The organism is Paenibacillus sp. FSL L8-0708, assembly GCF_038009325.1.
Taxonomy (GTDB): Bacteria; Bacillota; Bacilli; order Paenibacillales; family Paenibacillaceae; genus Paenibacillus_AQ; species Paenibacillus_AQ odorifer.
The window spans coordinates 4,331,411-4,346,782 of the sequence record NZ_JBBPBC010000001.1; the positions used below are offsets into that span (position 1 = coordinate 4,331,411).

Here is a 15,372-nt window from a genome sequence, read left to right on the forward strand (position 1 = left end):
TCTCCTCCCCATATCCAAAAAGCGGAGAACAGCAGGATGTCTGCTATTCTCCGGATTTATGATTATTCTATACCTGTACAGCTGACCACTGCTCAACATCCCAAATTTTCGTAACCCAATCTTCATAAAAATCAGGTTCATGAGATACAAGCAGGACTGTGCCTTTATATTCTTGCAAAGCGCGCTTCAACTCTGCTTTAGCAATAACGTCAAGGTGATTGGTAGGTTCATCGAACAGTACCCAGTTGCTTTCGCGCATCAAAAGCTTACAAAGACGCACCTTCGCTTGCTCCCCACCACTCAGCATACTAAGCGGACGTGTAATATGTTCATTTTTTAGACCACAGCGTGCCAGATGCCCACGAACTTCGTTCTGAGTTAAACTGGAGAATTCATTCCAGACATCCTCAATGGGTGTAAGACTAGCTGCTTTCACTTCTTGTTGGAAATATGCAGGGTTCAGATAATCCCCAAGATAGGTTTTGCCGCTGTATGTTGGGATCACTCCCAGAATTGTCTTCAGCAGTGTCGATTTACCCACACCATTGCAGCCAACAATAGCAATCTTCTCACCACGTTCAATGACCATATTTAGCTGTGGCAGCAGCGGACGATCATAACCGATCTCGAAATCAATTCCCTCGAAGACGGTTTTCCCGCTTGCCCGGCTCTCTTTAAACTTAAAGGTCGGCTTAGCAGCTTCTTCAGGACGATCAATTCGGTCCATACGATCAAGCTGCTTCTCACGGCTTTTTGCCCGGCCTGAAGTTGAAGCACGCGCTTTATTCCGCTGTATGAAGTCCTCTTGTTTTTTGATAAAATCTTGTTGCTTCTCATAGGCATCGATATGCTGGTTTTTGTTCATCTCCGCCATATCAAGGAATTTCTCATAGTTGGCCGTATAACGGGTCAATTTACCGAACTCTAAGTGATAAACGACATTAACAACTTTATTCATGAACTCAGTGTCATGGGAAATCAATATAAACGCATAAGGGTACTGTTTCAAATAGTTGGTCAGCCAATCGATATGTTCAACATCCAAATAGTTGGTAGGCTCATCAAGCAATAGTACATTGGGTTTCTCCAGTAGCAGCTTCGCCAGCAGCACTTTGGTTCTTTGACCACCACTGAGAGAAGCAACATCACGATCTAGCCCAATCACGGACAGGCCTAAACCATTGGCCATTTCCTCTACTTTTACATCAATCAGATAGAAATCTCCGATATCCAGTTGTTCCTGAATGTCTCCCATCTGCTCCAGTAGTACTTCTAGTTCCTCAGGCGAAGCATCACCCATCTGCTCTGTGATCTTCAGCATTTCCTGCTCCAACTCAAGCAATGGCAAAAAAGCGTCCTTTAGAACATCGCGAATCGTTTTGCCCGGTGTAAGAATCGTATGTTGGTCCAAATAACCGTAACGCACCCGAGGGGTCCACTCTACTTTACCATTATCCTTCAAAAGCTTTCCTGTCAAAATATTCATTAGCGTCGATTTACCAACGCCATTTGCTCCAACAATTCCAACATGTTCTCCTGGTAACAACCGGAAAGACACGTTCTTGAACAATGTCCGATCCCCAAAATTGTGGGAAACGTCTTCTACAGTAAGTAAACTCATAAATTCTCCGCAAGCTCCTGTCTATACTTAAATAATGCGTAAATCAAATCACATATAAATATATATTTTATCATACTTTAGCGGAACACTGAATTAAATGTTAGTCCCAATAGCCTATCTTAAGAAAAAACCACGGCGTTTTCCAACGTTCCGATCGCCCTTAATGTCCCCTAACAGCTCAGCAATTACATCTGCCAACTTCCCTTTTTGTAAAAATGGATCTTGCTGACACGGTAGATTATAAACTCTATCTATACCTAAAGAATTTCGCAATAGTTCAACAGATTGGTATTCAGCAAGTGGTAACCCCACTCTCCATTCCCGTTCAGGCTGCAGCCCACTCCGTTTAATCCATAATAAAGATTCCTCCAACCGCCAATCGGCGCCAGAAGCAATTAGAATGGGAATATCGCTATGCTTGATTTCTTCCAGCGCTCCATCAAATCCACCCGTGCCCAGATCTAATACCACAAATTGATAAGCTCCTCTCATAAGCTCTGCTACATCCCCATGGTGAGGTCGCTTCCAGTAATGAACCTTCCTCCAGGAAAATGCAAGCTCAGGGCTCTTAGCAGAAACTGAAGCGCTCTGCACATCAACCATATTGTGCATGCGCTCATAAACCGATGAATCCGGTGATAGATCAACCCAAGCTGTTGAACCGATCTGTGCCAGATAACTGCTAATTGCAAATGAAGTATGTGTTGTTCCAAGTCCCGGCCCTACTCCAAGTAAGGCGATCACTTTAGCCTTCCGTTTATCAACCGCTAGGGGCACAGACACTGCTAAAGGATTACCTTCATCCATATCATTCTCCACACGAACCAGCGCTTGAATAACAGCTGTTGCCTCCTGATATCTTTCCTCCGGATGAGGCCGTAATAAACGTCTAATTATAGGAATAAAAGCTTCGGGAACATGGTCACGCAACTTATTTTCCATTCCAGACTCCCAGTGGCTGCATAAGCCTCCGGTAGCCATATACAAAAGTAATGCACCAAGACCATATAAATCAGAAACCGGCTGACTCTGCCCATTCCCATACTGCTCAGGAGCCGCAAATCCTACTGTACCAAGCTTCACCGTATCTTCAACGATTCCTTTTCTAAAATTCCGCGCGATTCCGAAGTCGATTAACATCAATTCTTTTTGCTTAGTTAACATAAGATTGGAGGGCTTTAAATCACGATAAACAATGGGCGGATGATGACCATGCAAATATTGCAGGACTTCTAAAAGCTGTTTAGCTATTTGTAGGATGAATTCACAAGGCAATGGTCCGGGATTATCCTTCATCAGCTGACTTAAAGTTATCCCTTCAATATAATCCATAACTAAATAAGAATACCCTTCTTGATCCGAAAGATAGTAATCAACAATACGTGGAAGCCGCGGGTGATCCAGACACATTAGCATCTCCGCTTCCGCCTCAATGTCTGAAGGTAGTTCTTCTGAGCTTACACTTTCTTTTACAGCCCAACGTTTCCCCTTTAAACGCAGATCCTCCGCAAGATAAACAATACTCATTCCACCTGTTCCAATCTGTTCAATAATTCTGTATCTGGCGTCCATTATCTGCCCTATCCCAAGCTTCGATGCAAAATTCAACTAAACATACCCCCTTTTTCACATAAAAAAAAGAGAAAGCTTCCGCCATTAACGTTGTTACCGCAGATTACGATAACGTTAATAACGGGATGCTTTCCCTTAAGATTTTTAAATTAGGATCTAACTTAGTATTTAATCATATAAAGTGTTATTTCGTCACGATTATGAAACAGCTGCTTGGCCCGTTGAATCTGCATACGTTCGCCCTCAAACATTGCAATGATCTCTTTGATCATCGCTAGTGGTTTCTTATGCATCAGCTTCACAGTCACAATCGCTGTTCCACCTGGGGACAGGCTGTGCAGCAGCCCGGTTACAAGCTTCGCCATCAGCTTAGGACTCCAGCTCATATCACATACAAGCAGATCAAATTCATTATCGCGGAATTTCACTTCTCCGGCATTTTTGCGCAGGATCTTCAGACCCGGGTAATTACGCAGCGATTCATGCATCAAAGCAGGGTCAACCGCTGTTACCTTCATTCCACGCTCCAGCAAGAAAGAAGTCCAGCCCCCTGGAGAGGCACCGATATCAAGCGCATTACGGAAGCTGTAAAAAGGAATAGCGAACTCCTTCTCCGCTTCCATCAGCTTGAACTTAGCACGTGAGATTTGTCCGTCTTCCTTGCGGAAACGGATTGCACCGCCATTCCAGCCGGATAGATTCTCTTCTGGTCTGGACACTCCTGCATATAAGGCATTCCCGTCTGCGTAGACAGAAATGACCCATGCCGGATCTTGTACTGTAAATTCTGCACCCAAGCTCTGCAATTGCTCCTGCAGCCATTCACGAAGTTCGCCCGGACTTTCCTGCCAGAAGGAAGGATCCCCTTTACGAACATTTAGGGATACTTTCTCCCCCTCTAGCTCACTGCGGCGGCTTAAATACACAGCCAAACGCTGTAACGCATCCATGGTTCCTTCATCCTGAAACTGCACAGGCTGTATATGACGAAGGAAAATGGGCAGATTCTGTGTGAGCAATCGTGATACTTCCTCGGGTTCAGACTGCAAGGTGGCTAGAAAGATTTCTCCCGGCAGCAGCAGCGTACTCTTCACTGCGCCGAACAAGCGCCGAAGCTCTTCCTGAGCATATGGCGCAAAGCCGTGATTAGCTGTACAAATATATCGGGAGTACACCATTTCTTCCGGAGCAGTGGTCTGCTCTTCGTTATCATGTCTTAATTCGTTCAAATCGTTTTGCCTCCAGGTCTAATTTTAATCCAGGGACGACCGCTATCCCATTCTACATCAACAGGAATATCATAGGTGGCCAAGATCATTTCTTTGGTTAATACTTCTTCTTTCGGTCCGGAACCAGCTAGCTTACCGTCGCGAATTAAAGCAACATGTGTAAAAAGCGGGACAATTTCTTCCACATGATGAGTTACATATACAACGGAGACATTACGTTGTCTCAGCTTGTCTACTTCAGCCAGCATTTTTTCTCTTTCGTACAGATCAAGACCTGCACAAGGCTCGTCCATAATCAGTAGTTTGGGGTCAGCCATAAGACATCTTGCCAGCATTGCTTTTTTTCGCTCTCCCTGTGACAAGGTTCCAAAAGGATGAAGTGCCATATTGCCCAGATTCATATCCTCTAGCAAGCGGATTGCCTTCTCCTTCACATCGTGTGGAATGCTCTCGTAGAAACGCAAATAAGCGTAAGCTCCTGTAGCGACAACCTCCCACACCGGATCATTTAAAGACATCTTCTCCATTAAGGAAGGACCAATATAACCAATCTCTTTACGAACCTCGCGTAAATCACATTGACCATATTTATTCCCCAATACCTCAACAGTTCCTTTGCTAGGGAATATATAACCTGTCATAATCTCCAAAATGGTTGTTTTGCCCGAACCATTTCGTCCCAAAATGACCCAGTTTTCGCCTTCCTTCACTTCTAACGATACATCGTCCAAGATTAGGCTTTCTTCTCTGCGCAGAGATAAATGTTGTAATGAAATGATCATGATATAACACTCCTTATGTATTCCAGAATCCGCTCAACTGAAACCATTGAATAATAAATATGCGGATTCTCTATCCGGTCAGCAGAAGCCACAAGTAGAGCAGGGACACTGGTAATACGGTATTGTTGGACCAGATTAGGCAACATGTTTACATTTCCGGCAACCATTTGGAGTTCAGCAGGCAATAGATGTGCCGCTACTTCCAACATGCGTTCTGTAGCCTTACAGGTACCACACAGCGGAGTATGCAAAAATACTACCAGCGGTTCTCCCGGTCTCGTGAGTATCTCCAGTAAATCCGCTTCATTCATTTCCTTCATTTCAGACCCGTCTCCCCAGCGATATCATAAAGCTTATCAGAACTTAGGGGACCATTAAACAAGATCATCCCCTCAGGTTTAGCCGCGTATAAGATTTCATACATTTCTTTTCTCCCTAAAACACTGGAGGTGTGTAGATAGATTTCACGGGGGTACAGTCCTTCCAGAACAATCCGTCTAGCCACTTCCCCACCAGAATAATCATCCGGTCCCATATCATAATCTAACGACAAAATACCAACCTCACACTCACGCAACATCAGAAGACATTCTTCTGTTGTCCTGGCTAAAGCAAATCCAAGCGGACCTTTACGGAGATCGTCCATATAGATATGAGTCACTTTCTAGCCCCCGCTTCAAACCAACTGCGAACAGTAGCTATTTCATTCCGATGACTGCCATCTGAACCCTTTTCAGTTTCCAAAACAACAGATTTTTTACGTAATGGATCAGAAGTTATTAAGCGCTTAAGACCCTCTTCGCCGATATAACCTTTTCCTATTCCAGCATGCCGGTCCCGTCTCGAATCAAAGGGAAACTTAGAATCATTTAGATGAACAGCTACAAGATGTGGCCAAAATCCAAGCTGGTTTCCTCGTTCAAGCAAGTCTTCCGTATGCTCAGGATTCCAAATTCCCGCTGCAAAAGCATGACAGGTATCCAGACAAAATCCAATCTTCTCGGGAAACTGGCTAAGCTCACGAACCTTCACCAATTCTTCAAGTGTAATCCCTTCGGTACCATGGTTGCCCGCTTGATTCTCGATTAGCAGCTTGGCGTTACCTTCCCATGACTCCAGCGTCTCATTCATACATTGTATAATATTTTGATAGCCTTGTAACGGCTCCATTCCAGCAAAATGTCCAAAATGAACAACAATACCTAAGGAACCGCAGGCTTCAGCAATTTCCAGATCATTAAGTAGGGAGTCTACATACACCTTTCGAGGGGTAGTGTCATCCCTATTCGCAGCCATATTGATTGCATAAGGAGTGTGGGCGATAGAGGTGATTCCTTTTTCTTGGCAAAAGAGTGCACAATCCCTTGTATCTCGAATATCAACCGTCTTTAACTTCAGACTGCGCGGATTTTTCGGAAAATATTGAAAACTTGTTGCACCGCTCTCCCAAGCAAATCGGGCAGCTCTCCCATATCCACCACGAATGCTGACATGAGCCCCTATTTTGGGTTTAGGCTTCATGCTGACAGTCTGGGCAATAAAATACTTTGCGTCCAGACAGCTCTGTTTTGATAATCGTTCCCCCATCGCGTAGGCAAGGCTCGCCCTCACGGTCATAGACTTTACATTGATCATTATAAGAACCCGTAACCGTATCACCGGTCATAAATGGCATTTCCATGTATCCGCCAATCTCTGTCGCATCAGTTAATACTTTTTGAATGCTTTGATACAGGCGGGAAATGGCTTCAGGTGATAAATTTTGTACTAAAACTGAAGGCAGAAGTCCTGCGTCAAAAGCAATCTCATCCGCATAACAATTTCCAATACCCGCCATTACATGCTGATTCACTAACAGACTTTTTAACGCACCACGCCGCCCTTTTAATATTCCAGCAAAACGTTCCGGCGTCATCCGTCGATCCAGCAGCTCAGGTCCAAGCTTACCCATCGTTGCTTCGCTTTCCTTCACGGATACTAAATGTAAGAACCCTAACCGCAGGCCCATAAAATAAAGGATCTGATCACCAAATGCGATTTCTACTTGGGTATTACGATCCGGCCGTTCTTCTTCTGAACCATAAAAAAGCAATCCACCCAGCATTAAATGTAATAGTAATCTTCGTCCATCATGGAGATGAAACAAAATGTACTTGGCACGCCGCTCTACAAAAACAACACGCGCACCGATCAAGGCATTAATGAAAGCTTCTGTCTCCATGTTAATTGTTTTTTCTCTGTTCACAATTACATTAGTTATCGGAACATTTATAATACGCTGGCTAAGCAGCTGTCTATAATTCTCCATTTCCGGCAATTCTGGCATACTCATCGTCCCCTCTAAGTTGGTGAAGTAAATAAGACCCTAGCTATTATACACCGAGAAACATTTTAAGTTCAGCTAAATCGGCACATATTTCATCGGGAGTGATCCCTGTGATGCTTTTATAGTGCTCCAGATTCTCTGTAGTGGTTAAACCGGTAAGAACAAGGATTGTACGACAGCCCGCATTAACACCCGCAGCGATATCCGTACGCATATTATCCCCAACAACAGCAGCATGTTCAGGTTGAATGTTCAGAAGATCTGTCGCATATTTGATCAGGTGGGATTCTGGCTTACCGATCACTACTGGCTTCACTCCACTAGCAGCCTCAATTGCTGCACCAATCGCACCCGCACCCGGCATAACCCCATCATCTGATGGTAACATTAAATCTGGATTGGTGAGCACAAACTTTGCCCCGCTCAAAATCCAACGCGAAGCTTGAGCTAACGAAGCATAATTAAAAGAACGATCGATACCTTGCACCACATAATCAGGGGATTCTGTGACGATTTGGAGCCCTGCCTCAACACAAGCCATACGCAGTCCCTCTTCTCCAAGTATCGCCACTGTAGCCCCAGGTGATTCCTCAGCTATGTAACGTGCGGCTGCCATAGAAGAGGTACATACCTCCTCAGGTTTCGCCTCAATTCCCATTCCACTTAAGTGGGCAGCAACGTTAGCTGCCGTACGCGATGAGTTATTAGTAACAAATAAAAAAGGGATATCCGCTTCACGAAGAGCTTTTATCAGCAGATCAGCACCGGGAATCATTTTATGCCCATGGTACAATGTACCATCTAGATCAATCAATAATCCTTCAATTTGTTCCATCACTAACCCCTCAGTTTCCACAATAAATTTAATTAATATAATAAATAAATAATAGTATTAACAAACTCGTAGCCTTTGCCCTGCTTGGATTTACAGAAAAACTCAATCCCTTTAGGTGGAAGATATCACCTACTGATTTTCGGCAATATGTCCAGCCATTCGTTCGTCTTTTACTCCGTGATTACTTTAAATCTAACACACTTCGTCGAATGAAATCGAACAACCGTCCCATCCAGCATTTTTTAGCATAGCACTGTCATTTCCTGCGCTTTCCCGGAAAATAATCATTCCCCCTGTTGCCCATTTAGTCTGCGAGGTACCGGATATGCATTAAATTCCTCAGCTAATAATGTCTCTGGGAATAGGAGTTCAGCTTCCTCAAGCAAAGGAATTAACTCTTCATGCGAGCTGTAACGAGAACTGAAATGAGTCAGCAACAGCTGTCCTGCTTTGGCTTGTTTTGCTAACTCTGCAGCCTGACGGGCTGTACTATGATGATATTGATACGCCATGTCAGCCAGATCATGGGCGAAGGTTGCTTCATGAACGATAAGGTCTGCATTAAGAGAGAGTTCTAAGGCTCCCGAACAAGGTCTTGTATCTCCAAGGATAGTAACAATACGTCCTCGTTTGGGTTCCCTGACAACATCAGCAGCACAGATTCGTACACCTTCATCCGTAACAACATCTTCACCTTTTTTTAATTTCCCATAAATCGGTCCCGGTTTTAAACCATAACTCTTAAGCAATTCCGTATTGAGGCTTCCGGGACTATCCTTTTCCGTTACCCGGTAGCCATAGCTGTCAATGCGGTGCTCAAGTAATGCAGCCTCAACTTTAAAGCTATCATCCTCGAATATAATTCCTCCTGTATGCTCTACAATCTCAATCTTATAAGGAATTCGGGATTGGCTCACAGCTAAGGAGATCTCTAAGTAAGCTTTTAATCCAGGGGGTCCGTACACCGTTAACGGCGCTGTCCCTCCCTGATAACCACGACTTGATAATAGACCTGGAAGACCAAATAGGTGATCACCATGCAAGTGGGTAATGAATAGCTTTTCCAGCTTTCCTAGCCGAATCGGTGAACGAAGAACCTGATGTTGTGTACCTTCCCCACAATCGAACATCCAAATACTGCGACGTTCTTCCAGCAGTCTTAATGTAACGGACGTTACATTGCGTTGTAGCGTTGGCACACCTGCATTAGTACCTAAAAAATATAAATCCATTCTTTTTCCTCCCTTCTGCTTATTGGCTCAACCATCTCTTTTCAATTCTAAACGACCTTCTTCCAGCAAAAAACCCCCCAGTTACGGGAGGTTCCGCTGAAAGGGATACAATCCCCTACAGACCAGGTATATAAATGAAAGAATTACAGCTTCTCTACATTAAAATACTGCGCTTCTGGATGGGCAAATACCATAGCCGAAACGGAAGCTTCGGGCTCCATCATAAAGCCTTCTGTAAGGTGAACACCGATATCCTCCGGAGATAACAACTTAAACAGTGGACCTTGATCTTCTAAATCCGGGCATGCAGGATAACCAAATGAAACACGGATTCCTTGGTATCTTGCCCCATGTCTTTGCTTCATCGTCATATCCGCCGGATCCGGGAAACCCCAAGTATCGCGCATCATATGATGGACGCGTTCCGCCAGTCCTTCTGCCACTTCAAGAGCAACCGACTGCAAGGCGTGTGAACGCAGATAATCTCCGCTTTCTTTCAGCTGAGTAGACAATTCACGTACACCGTGACCTGCTGTTACAACTAGGAATCCAACATAGTCCATAATACCACTGTCAACAGGTTTCAAAAAGTCCGCCAAGCACAGATGAGGCTCTACCCCTTGTCTCGGGAAAGTAAAGGTATGCAGGATCTCGGACGTATTCTGTGGATTATACACTATAATATCATTCCCTTGCGATTGTGCAGGGAAGAATTGATACATAGCATGTGGAGTAATGGTACCCTCTAGCATTGCTTGATGGAGAATATCGTCTACGGTACCCTTCAGTTCAACAGTCCGCTGATCTCCAGCAGCTAATTGGGCTTCTACCGAACCCCGTAACCCCAAATGATGACCCAGCAGCATTTGCATATTCACATAGGGGATAATATGCCCCAATGGATAGTTACGCAGTACGTGGCGTTCTAAATCCGGTGGAACAAATACAGGTGCATCTGGAGATATTTTGGAACGCACTGCTCTGGTTAGTTTCGGCAGTTCTTGCTTAGGCGCCACCGCAACCGCTGCTTCTGCCTCCACACGAATTTCCTCGGCAATCTTCTCCCGTTCTTCAGGGTTCATAAGCCGATTGGCAATATCCAGCCCGTCCATAGCGTCCTTAGCATACAATACTAGACCGTCATATTCTGGACGAATACGGGTCTTCGTAAATTTACGGGTCAAAGCTGCGCCGCCAACCATAATCGGAACATCGATCCCTGCTGTACGTAAATCCTGAGCGGTGAGGACCATCTGCTGAGCAGATTTCACAAGCAGCCCGGACAATCCTATCGCATCAGCTTTTTCTCGACGGAAGGCTTCGATAATGGTCTCTGGTGGTACTTTTATACCCAAATTAATGATCTGATAACCATTATTGGAGAGGATGATCTCCACAAGATTCTTACCAATATCATGCACGTCCCCTTTTACGGTTGCCAGCATAATTTTTCCTTTAACTGCTGTCTCATCCTTCTGCATAAACTGCTCTAGATGATTGACAGAAGCCTTCATCACTTCAGCGCTTTGCAGCACCTCAGCAACGATCAATTCATTATTATTAAATAACCGGCCGACTTCCGACATCCCTGCCATCAGCGGTCCATTGATGATCTCCAGCGGGCCAGATTTAGTCAATGCTTCATTAAGGTCAGGAATGAGTCCTTCCTTCGTACCTTCAACCACATAGGAAGCTAAACGTTCTTCAAGTGACAGGTTGGAAATCTTCTCTTTTTTCTCTACTTTTTTACCACGGAAAGCAGCTACAAAAGCAGAAAGCGTCTCATCATTCGTATTATAAATCAGTTCCTCAGCAAGATGACGTTCTTCAGCAGGAATGGAAGCATACCGCTCCACTTTCTCTGTATTTACGATCGCATAATCCAACCCAGCTTTTGTACATTCATAAAGGAATACGGAGTTCAACACTTCACGTCCCGCTTCCGGCAATCCAAAGGAGACGTTGCTGATGCCCAAGATCGTATGAACACCTGGAAGTGCTTCCTTGATCAAACGAATGCCGTCAATCGTTTCTTTTGCTGAACCGATATATTGTTCATCTCCGGTTCCTACAGGGAACACCAACGTGTCAAAAATAAGATCTTCTCCTGCTAAACCGTACTTATTCACTAGCAAGTCATAGGAGCGTTTAGCCACTTCCAGTTTATCTGTCGCCTTAATGGCTTGTCCCGTCTCATCGATGGTACCCACAACAATAGCTGCACCATATTTATGAATGATCGGCGTCACCAGCTCGAATTTTTCTTCACCATCTTCAAGGTTAATGGAGTTAATTATCGCCTTACCTTGACAGTACTGCAAAGCCAAATCGATAACCTTAGGATCGGTAGTATCGATCATCAGGGGTACTTTAACCTTTTTCACAACCAGTTCTAAGAAAAGCTTAATATCTTCAATCTCATCACGGTCAGGGTCTTGTACACACACGTCAATAACCTGTGCCCCACTCTTCACCTGAGCACGGGCAATTTCTGAGGCTTCCTCATATTTACCTTCGACGATAAGACGTTTAAATTTACGAGAGCCAAGTACATTCGTACGTTCACCAACCATGTATGGGCGGTTGTCGTTCTCAATATAGATAGGCTCAATGCCTGAAAGTGCAGGTGGATGATTACCTGTCAGCGGGCGTGGAGGATATTCAGAAAGTGCTTCCTTCATCGCACGGATATGCTCTGGTGTCGTTCCACAGCAACCCCCTGCAATGTTCAGCCAGCCTTTTTCGGCAAAGGCTGCAATCTTGCGAGCTAAAGAATCTGGAGATTCATGATAATGTCCGTTCTCATCCGGCAATCCTGCGTTTGGATAACAGCTCACGGCTGCGGAGGAGATCTCCGAAAGCGAACGAATGTGATCCCGCATAAACTCAGGACCAGTCGCACAGTTGAGGCCCATAGAGATAGGCTTCAGATGTTCTAATGAGATATAAAATGCTTCAATATTCTGACCTGCCAATGTAGTACCCATTGGTTCAATTGTTCCGGAAATCATAACCGGCAACGTGATGCCAGTCTTTTCAAAAGCATTACGAATACCAATACTTCCAGCTTTAACGTTAAGTGTATCTTGAGAGGTCTCCAGCAGCAAAACATCTACTTTACCGTCGATCAATGCCACTGCTTGTTCCTCATAGCTATCAACTAACTCTTGGAAAGTAACGCCTCCAGTTACTGAGAGCGTTTTTGTTGTTGGACCCATAGCCCCCACGACGTATCGCGGACGGTCAGGTGTGTCATATTTGTCTACTGCTCTTCGAGCCAACTCTGCTGCCGCTAGATTGATCTCACGTGCCCGCTGAGGAATATCATATTCAGCTAGCACAACAGAGGTTGCACCAAATGTGTTAGTCTCAATGAGATCAGCCCCTGCTTCGAGGTACTGCTCATGAATCGTCTGAATGACTTCTGGGCGTGTTAATACCAGCATTTCATTACAGCCGTCCAGCTCATCGCCTCCAAAATCTTCTCCAGTAAGAGGCACCTGTTGGATCATCGTGCCCATTGCGCCATCAAGGATCAAAATCCTTTGTTGTAAGCTTTCCTCAAGTGTATATTTAGCCAACTAATAGTCCCCCCAGTAAAACATTAGAGTAAGTTTAGCAGAATAAAGGAATTTCGAAAAGCCTTCCTTTCCACTCTGCTTTATCTGTTATTGCTCAGTAACCTTTGCGAACCTTTGAATCATGGTTTCACAGACAGCTCTTTGCTAGGCATAGAGTGCTGTGTCCGGGCTGTCACATGTGAAGTGACATTATATTGTCCTTCCTTTTCAAGGGTCCCTTCTGCTTGATAGACTCCTTTACCAATTAGCTTTCCCTTAAGCTCTATTTTCTGTCCCTCATCATTTTTATTCACAATTTCGAACAGAACCTCTTTTGCATCATCTACTGCCTCGTTATCTTGGGTCACCACAGCTTCAAAGGTTACCTTTTGATTTACAACAACTTCTTCAGGACTCCATTGTAGTTCGACTTTGATAGGTTCCATAGACATGTTCATATTCATGTTATGTATTTCTGAATGCTTGGTTCCATTTGAAGAACATCCACCTAGTACTAGAAGTGTTGCACCTAATAATACAGCGACTAATTTCTTCGATCTCATCATTTGGAGCCCTCCCAATCATTATCGAATAATAAAAATCTACCAATTCATGTTATACATCTCCATCTATTATACACATTATTATTGGTTTTTCAGTATTTTGCATCAATTCCGCATTAGTCTTGTGACTTAAATCATTTACTTAAAAATCTAATGAAATCCTTATGTTAGTATGTATGTACAGAAAAGCAGCGAGTTTCTTAGGATCTCAGAAACTCGCTGCTTTTATAAAGTCTTTATGTTGGAGCTAATAGCTCTGTATATCTTACAAGGATTGAACTAGTGGAAGAAGTTCCTCAAGGTGATTGATTTCATGATCCGGATGAATATCAAGACTAGGTGCTCTACCTTTTCTATTAATCCAGACCGTGGTCAACCCTGCTGCCAGCCCCCCACGGATATCCGTTGTCAGCTTATCGCCGACCATAACCGCTTGCTCAGGCGTTACATCAAGAAGCTCTAAAGCATGCAGGAAAATTTCCTTATCCGGTTTGCCTTTACCAAAGCTTCCGGAAATCACAATATGATCAAAGAAAGGAATTAACTCTGGCACACCATCTAGTTTCTCTTGTTGCAGTGCAGGACAGCCGTTCGTAAGTAGCAAAAGCTTCACTTGACCCCGTAACTGTTCCAGTACATGCATTGTTTCTTCATAGATGTATGGACGTTTTCTGCGCTCTGCTGCGAATTTAGTTGCCAAGGTCTCAGCTAGTGCTTCGTCTTCCACCCCTAACACTGCAAGTCCGCGACGCCAAGACTCTTTACGATATACCGGTGCAAGCTGCTCCAATTGACGGAATTCTGGCTGTTCACCTGCCGTAAAGTTAGCCCAGAGTGCTTCATAAGGATTAATTCCGATCATCTTTGTAAATGGGAACGTCTCATAAGATTCATACAAGCTACTTGCTTCCTTACGAACTGCAACTTCTAGTTCTTGTGGATCAATCGTATCCCCGGCGGCTTCACAAGCAGAACGAAATGCTTCTTCGACGCTCCGATCATCCCACAGCAATGTATCATCAAGGTCAAATAGTACAGCAGAAATTGGCATTACAGGTCTCCCTCTCCCTTTAACTGGTCTAGTTCTATTCGTGAACTACTTCAATGTTGTGAGCTTTAGCAAATGCTTCTAATCGTGTACTCATCGCATTAGTATCATAGCGATTCATAAGTTTTGTGAAAATCCATTTCTTACGTTTCCCTTTGTGCTTAATGACTACAGCTCCACGCGAAAGGGTGATTTTCTCAATATCTGCAGCTGGAAGTCCGCGTTCGCGATTGAATTTAATAGTGGACAGTCTTGCTTTTTCCACCTTCAAGTACGGACGACGGAAGAACAATAGCGCTGCCAGCAAATAGTACAGTACTACTCCCAGCCAATTAGCCAGCATGCCATTGCCTTTGGCCTGATCAATAGAACCAACTACCCAAAACATAGTGCCAAGTATCACTAACACTACCGGAAATGCAATGTTGCGACCTTTAAAGACTTCGGCATTCTGGGTAGGAGATTTAGAGGCATAAATCGTATCCTTGCCTTGTTTCTTTCTTTGCTTGTTGATTTGCTGTGTGTTGCGTTGAACCATTCTTTCCCAAGAACGGGCCATGTGCGTTCCCCCTAGTCATCCTGAAATATCTATGAAAAGGAACAG

At 44.2% G+C, this 15,372-nt stretch carries 14 protein-coding genes; all 14 read right to left on the bottom strand.

Annotation, left to right across the window (positions count from 1 at the left end; translation table 11 throughout):
- Positions 1-67: 67 nt before the first annotated feature.
- Positions 68-1,621 (bottom strand): ABC-F family ATP-binding cassette domain-containing protein, encoded by a 1,554-nt coding sequence (locus NYE58_RS20610; protein WP_036687697.1) that lies wholly within the window; start codon positions 1,619-1,621, stop codon positions 68-70.
- Between the two features lie 114 nt (positions 1,622-1,735).
- Positions 1,736-3,229 (bottom strand): serine/threonine protein kinase, encoded by a 1,494-nt coding sequence (locus tag NYE58_RS20615; RefSeq protein ID WP_341002944.1) that lies wholly within the window; start codon positions 3,227-3,229, stop codon positions 1,736-1,738.
- A 125-nt stretch (positions 3,230-3,354) separates the two neighbouring features.
- On the bottom strand, positions 3,355-4,371 hold the full coding sequence (locus tag NYE58_RS20620; RefSeq protein ID WP_076184506.1) for an SAM-dependent methyltransferase: 1,017 nt from the start codon (positions 4,369-4,371) through the stop codon (positions 3,355-3,357).
- A 47-nt stretch (positions 4,372-4,418) separates the two neighbouring features.
- The gene (locus tag NYE58_RS20625) at positions 4,419-5,201 is read right to left on the bottom strand and encodes an ABC transporter ATP-binding protein (RefSeq protein WP_076218008.1); all 783 of its coding nucleotides are present in this window, start codon (positions 5,199-5,201) and stop codon (positions 4,419-4,421) included.
- The gene (locus NYE58_RS20630; protein ID WP_076128425.1) at positions 5,201-5,524 is read right to left on the bottom strand and encodes a thioredoxin family protein; all 324 of its coding nucleotides are present in this window, start codon (positions 5,522-5,524) and stop codon (positions 5,201-5,203) included. The genes NYE58_RS20625 and NYE58_RS20630 overlap by 1 nt, the downstream gene beginning before the upstream one ends.
- Positions 5,521-5,865 (bottom strand): cyclic-phosphate processing receiver domain-containing protein, encoded by a 345-nt coding sequence (locus tag NYE58_RS20635; RefSeq protein ID WP_076184432.1) that lies wholly within the window; start codon positions 5,863-5,865, stop codon positions 5,521-5,523. Before NYE58_RS20635 ends, NYE58_RS20630 begins: the two co-directional genes overlap by 4 nt.
- Positions 5,862-6,725: a deoxyribonuclease IV gene (locus NYE58_RS20640; RefSeq protein ID WP_341002945.1), complete on the bottom strand. Its 864-nt coding sequence runs from the start codon at positions 6,723-6,725 to the stop codon at positions 5,862-5,864. Before NYE58_RS20640 ends, NYE58_RS20635 begins: the two co-directional genes overlap by 4 nt.
- Positions 6,715-7,530, bottom strand: a complete 816-nt coding sequence (locus tag NYE58_RS20645; protein ID WP_076133771.1) for an Fpg/Nei family DNA glycosylase — start codon at positions 7,528-7,530, stop codon at positions 6,715-6,717. The genes NYE58_RS20640 and NYE58_RS20645 overlap by 11 nt, the downstream gene beginning before the upstream one ends.
- Positions 7,531-7,576: 46 nt before the next feature.
- Positions 7,577-8,365, bottom strand: a complete 789-nt coding sequence (locus NYE58_RS20650; RefSeq protein ID WP_076217983.1) for a TIGR01457 family HAD-type hydrolase — start codon at positions 8,363-8,365, stop codon at positions 7,577-7,579.
- A gap of 284 nt (positions 8,366-8,649) precedes the next feature.
- On the bottom strand, positions 8,650-9,597 hold the full coding sequence (gene rnz, locus NYE58_RS20655) for a ribonuclease Z (RefSeq protein ID WP_076277053.1): 948 nt from the start codon (positions 9,595-9,597) through the stop codon (positions 8,650-8,652).
- A gap of 143 nt (positions 9,598-9,740) precedes the next feature.
- The gene (gene metH / locus NYE58_RS20660) at positions 9,741-13,118 is read right to left on the bottom strand and encodes a methionine synthase (protein ID WP_370511261.1); all 3,378 of its coding nucleotides are present in this window, start codon (positions 13,116-13,118) and stop codon (positions 9,741-9,743) included.
- Between the two features lie 179 nt (positions 13,119-13,297).
- Positions 13,298-13,723, bottom strand: coding sequence for a FixH family protein (locus NYE58_RS20665; RefSeq protein WP_038571571.1), 426 nt, complete (start codon positions 13,721-13,723; stop codon positions 13,298-13,300).
- A gap of 262 nt (positions 13,724-13,985) precedes the next feature.
- Complete coding sequence (locus tag NYE58_RS20670) at positions 13,986-14,771, bottom strand: HAD family hydrolase (RefSeq protein WP_076217984.1); 786 nt, start codon at positions 14,769-14,771, stop codon at positions 13,986-13,988.
- 34 nt (positions 14,772-14,805) lie between these two features.
- Entirely contained in the window at positions 14,806-15,327 is a 522-nt protein-coding gene (locus NYE58_RS20675; protein ID WP_341002946.1) for a hypothetical protein, read from the bottom strand.
- Positions 15,328-15,372 lie beyond the last annotated feature (45 nt).

Bases quoted from the DNA above. Each gene is read 5' to 3' on its own strand.
- NYE58_RS20650 (WP_076217983.1), bottom strand. From the start codon at position 8,365: ATGGAACAAATTGAAGGATTATTGATTGATCTAGATGGTACATTGTAC.
- NYE58_RS20645 (WP_076133771.1), bottom strand. From the start codon at position 7,530: ATGCCAGAATTGCCGGAAATGGAGAATTATAGACAGCTGCTTAGCCAG.
- metH (WP_370511261.1), bottom strand. From the start codon at position 13,118: ATGGGCACGATGATCCAACAGGTGCCTCTTACTGGAGAAGATTTTGGA.
- NYE58_RS20675 (WP_341002946.1), bottom strand. From the start codon at position 15,327: ATGGCCCGTTCTTGGGAAAGAATGGTTCAACGCAACACACAGCAAATC.
- NYE58_RS20665 (WP_038571571.1), bottom strand. From the start codon at position 13,723: ATGATGAGATCGAAGAAATTAGTCGCTGTATTATTAGGTGCAACACTT.
- NYE58_RS20610 (WP_036687697.1), bottom strand. From the start codon at position 1,621: ATGAGTTTACTTACTGTAGAAGACGTTTCCCACAATTTTGGGGATCGG.
- NYE58_RS20620 (WP_076184506.1), bottom strand. From the start codon at position 4,371: ATGGTGTACTCCCGATATATTTGTACAGCTAATCACGGCTTTGCGCCA.
- NYE58_RS20670 (WP_076217984.1), bottom strand. From the start codon at position 14,771: ATGCCAATTTCTGCTGTACTATTTGACCTTGATGATACATTGCTGTGG.
- NYE58_RS20630 (WP_076128425.1), bottom strand. From the start codon at position 5,524: ATGAAGGAAATGAATGAAGCGGATTTACTGGAGATACTCACGAGACCG.
- NYE58_RS20640 (WP_341002945.1), bottom strand. From the start codon at position 6,725: ATGAAGCCTAAACCCAAAATAGGGGCTCATGTCAGCATTCGTGGTGGA.
- rnz (WP_076277053.1), bottom strand. From the start codon at position 9,597: ATGGATTTATATTTTTTAGGTACTAATGCAGGTGTGCCAACGCTACAA.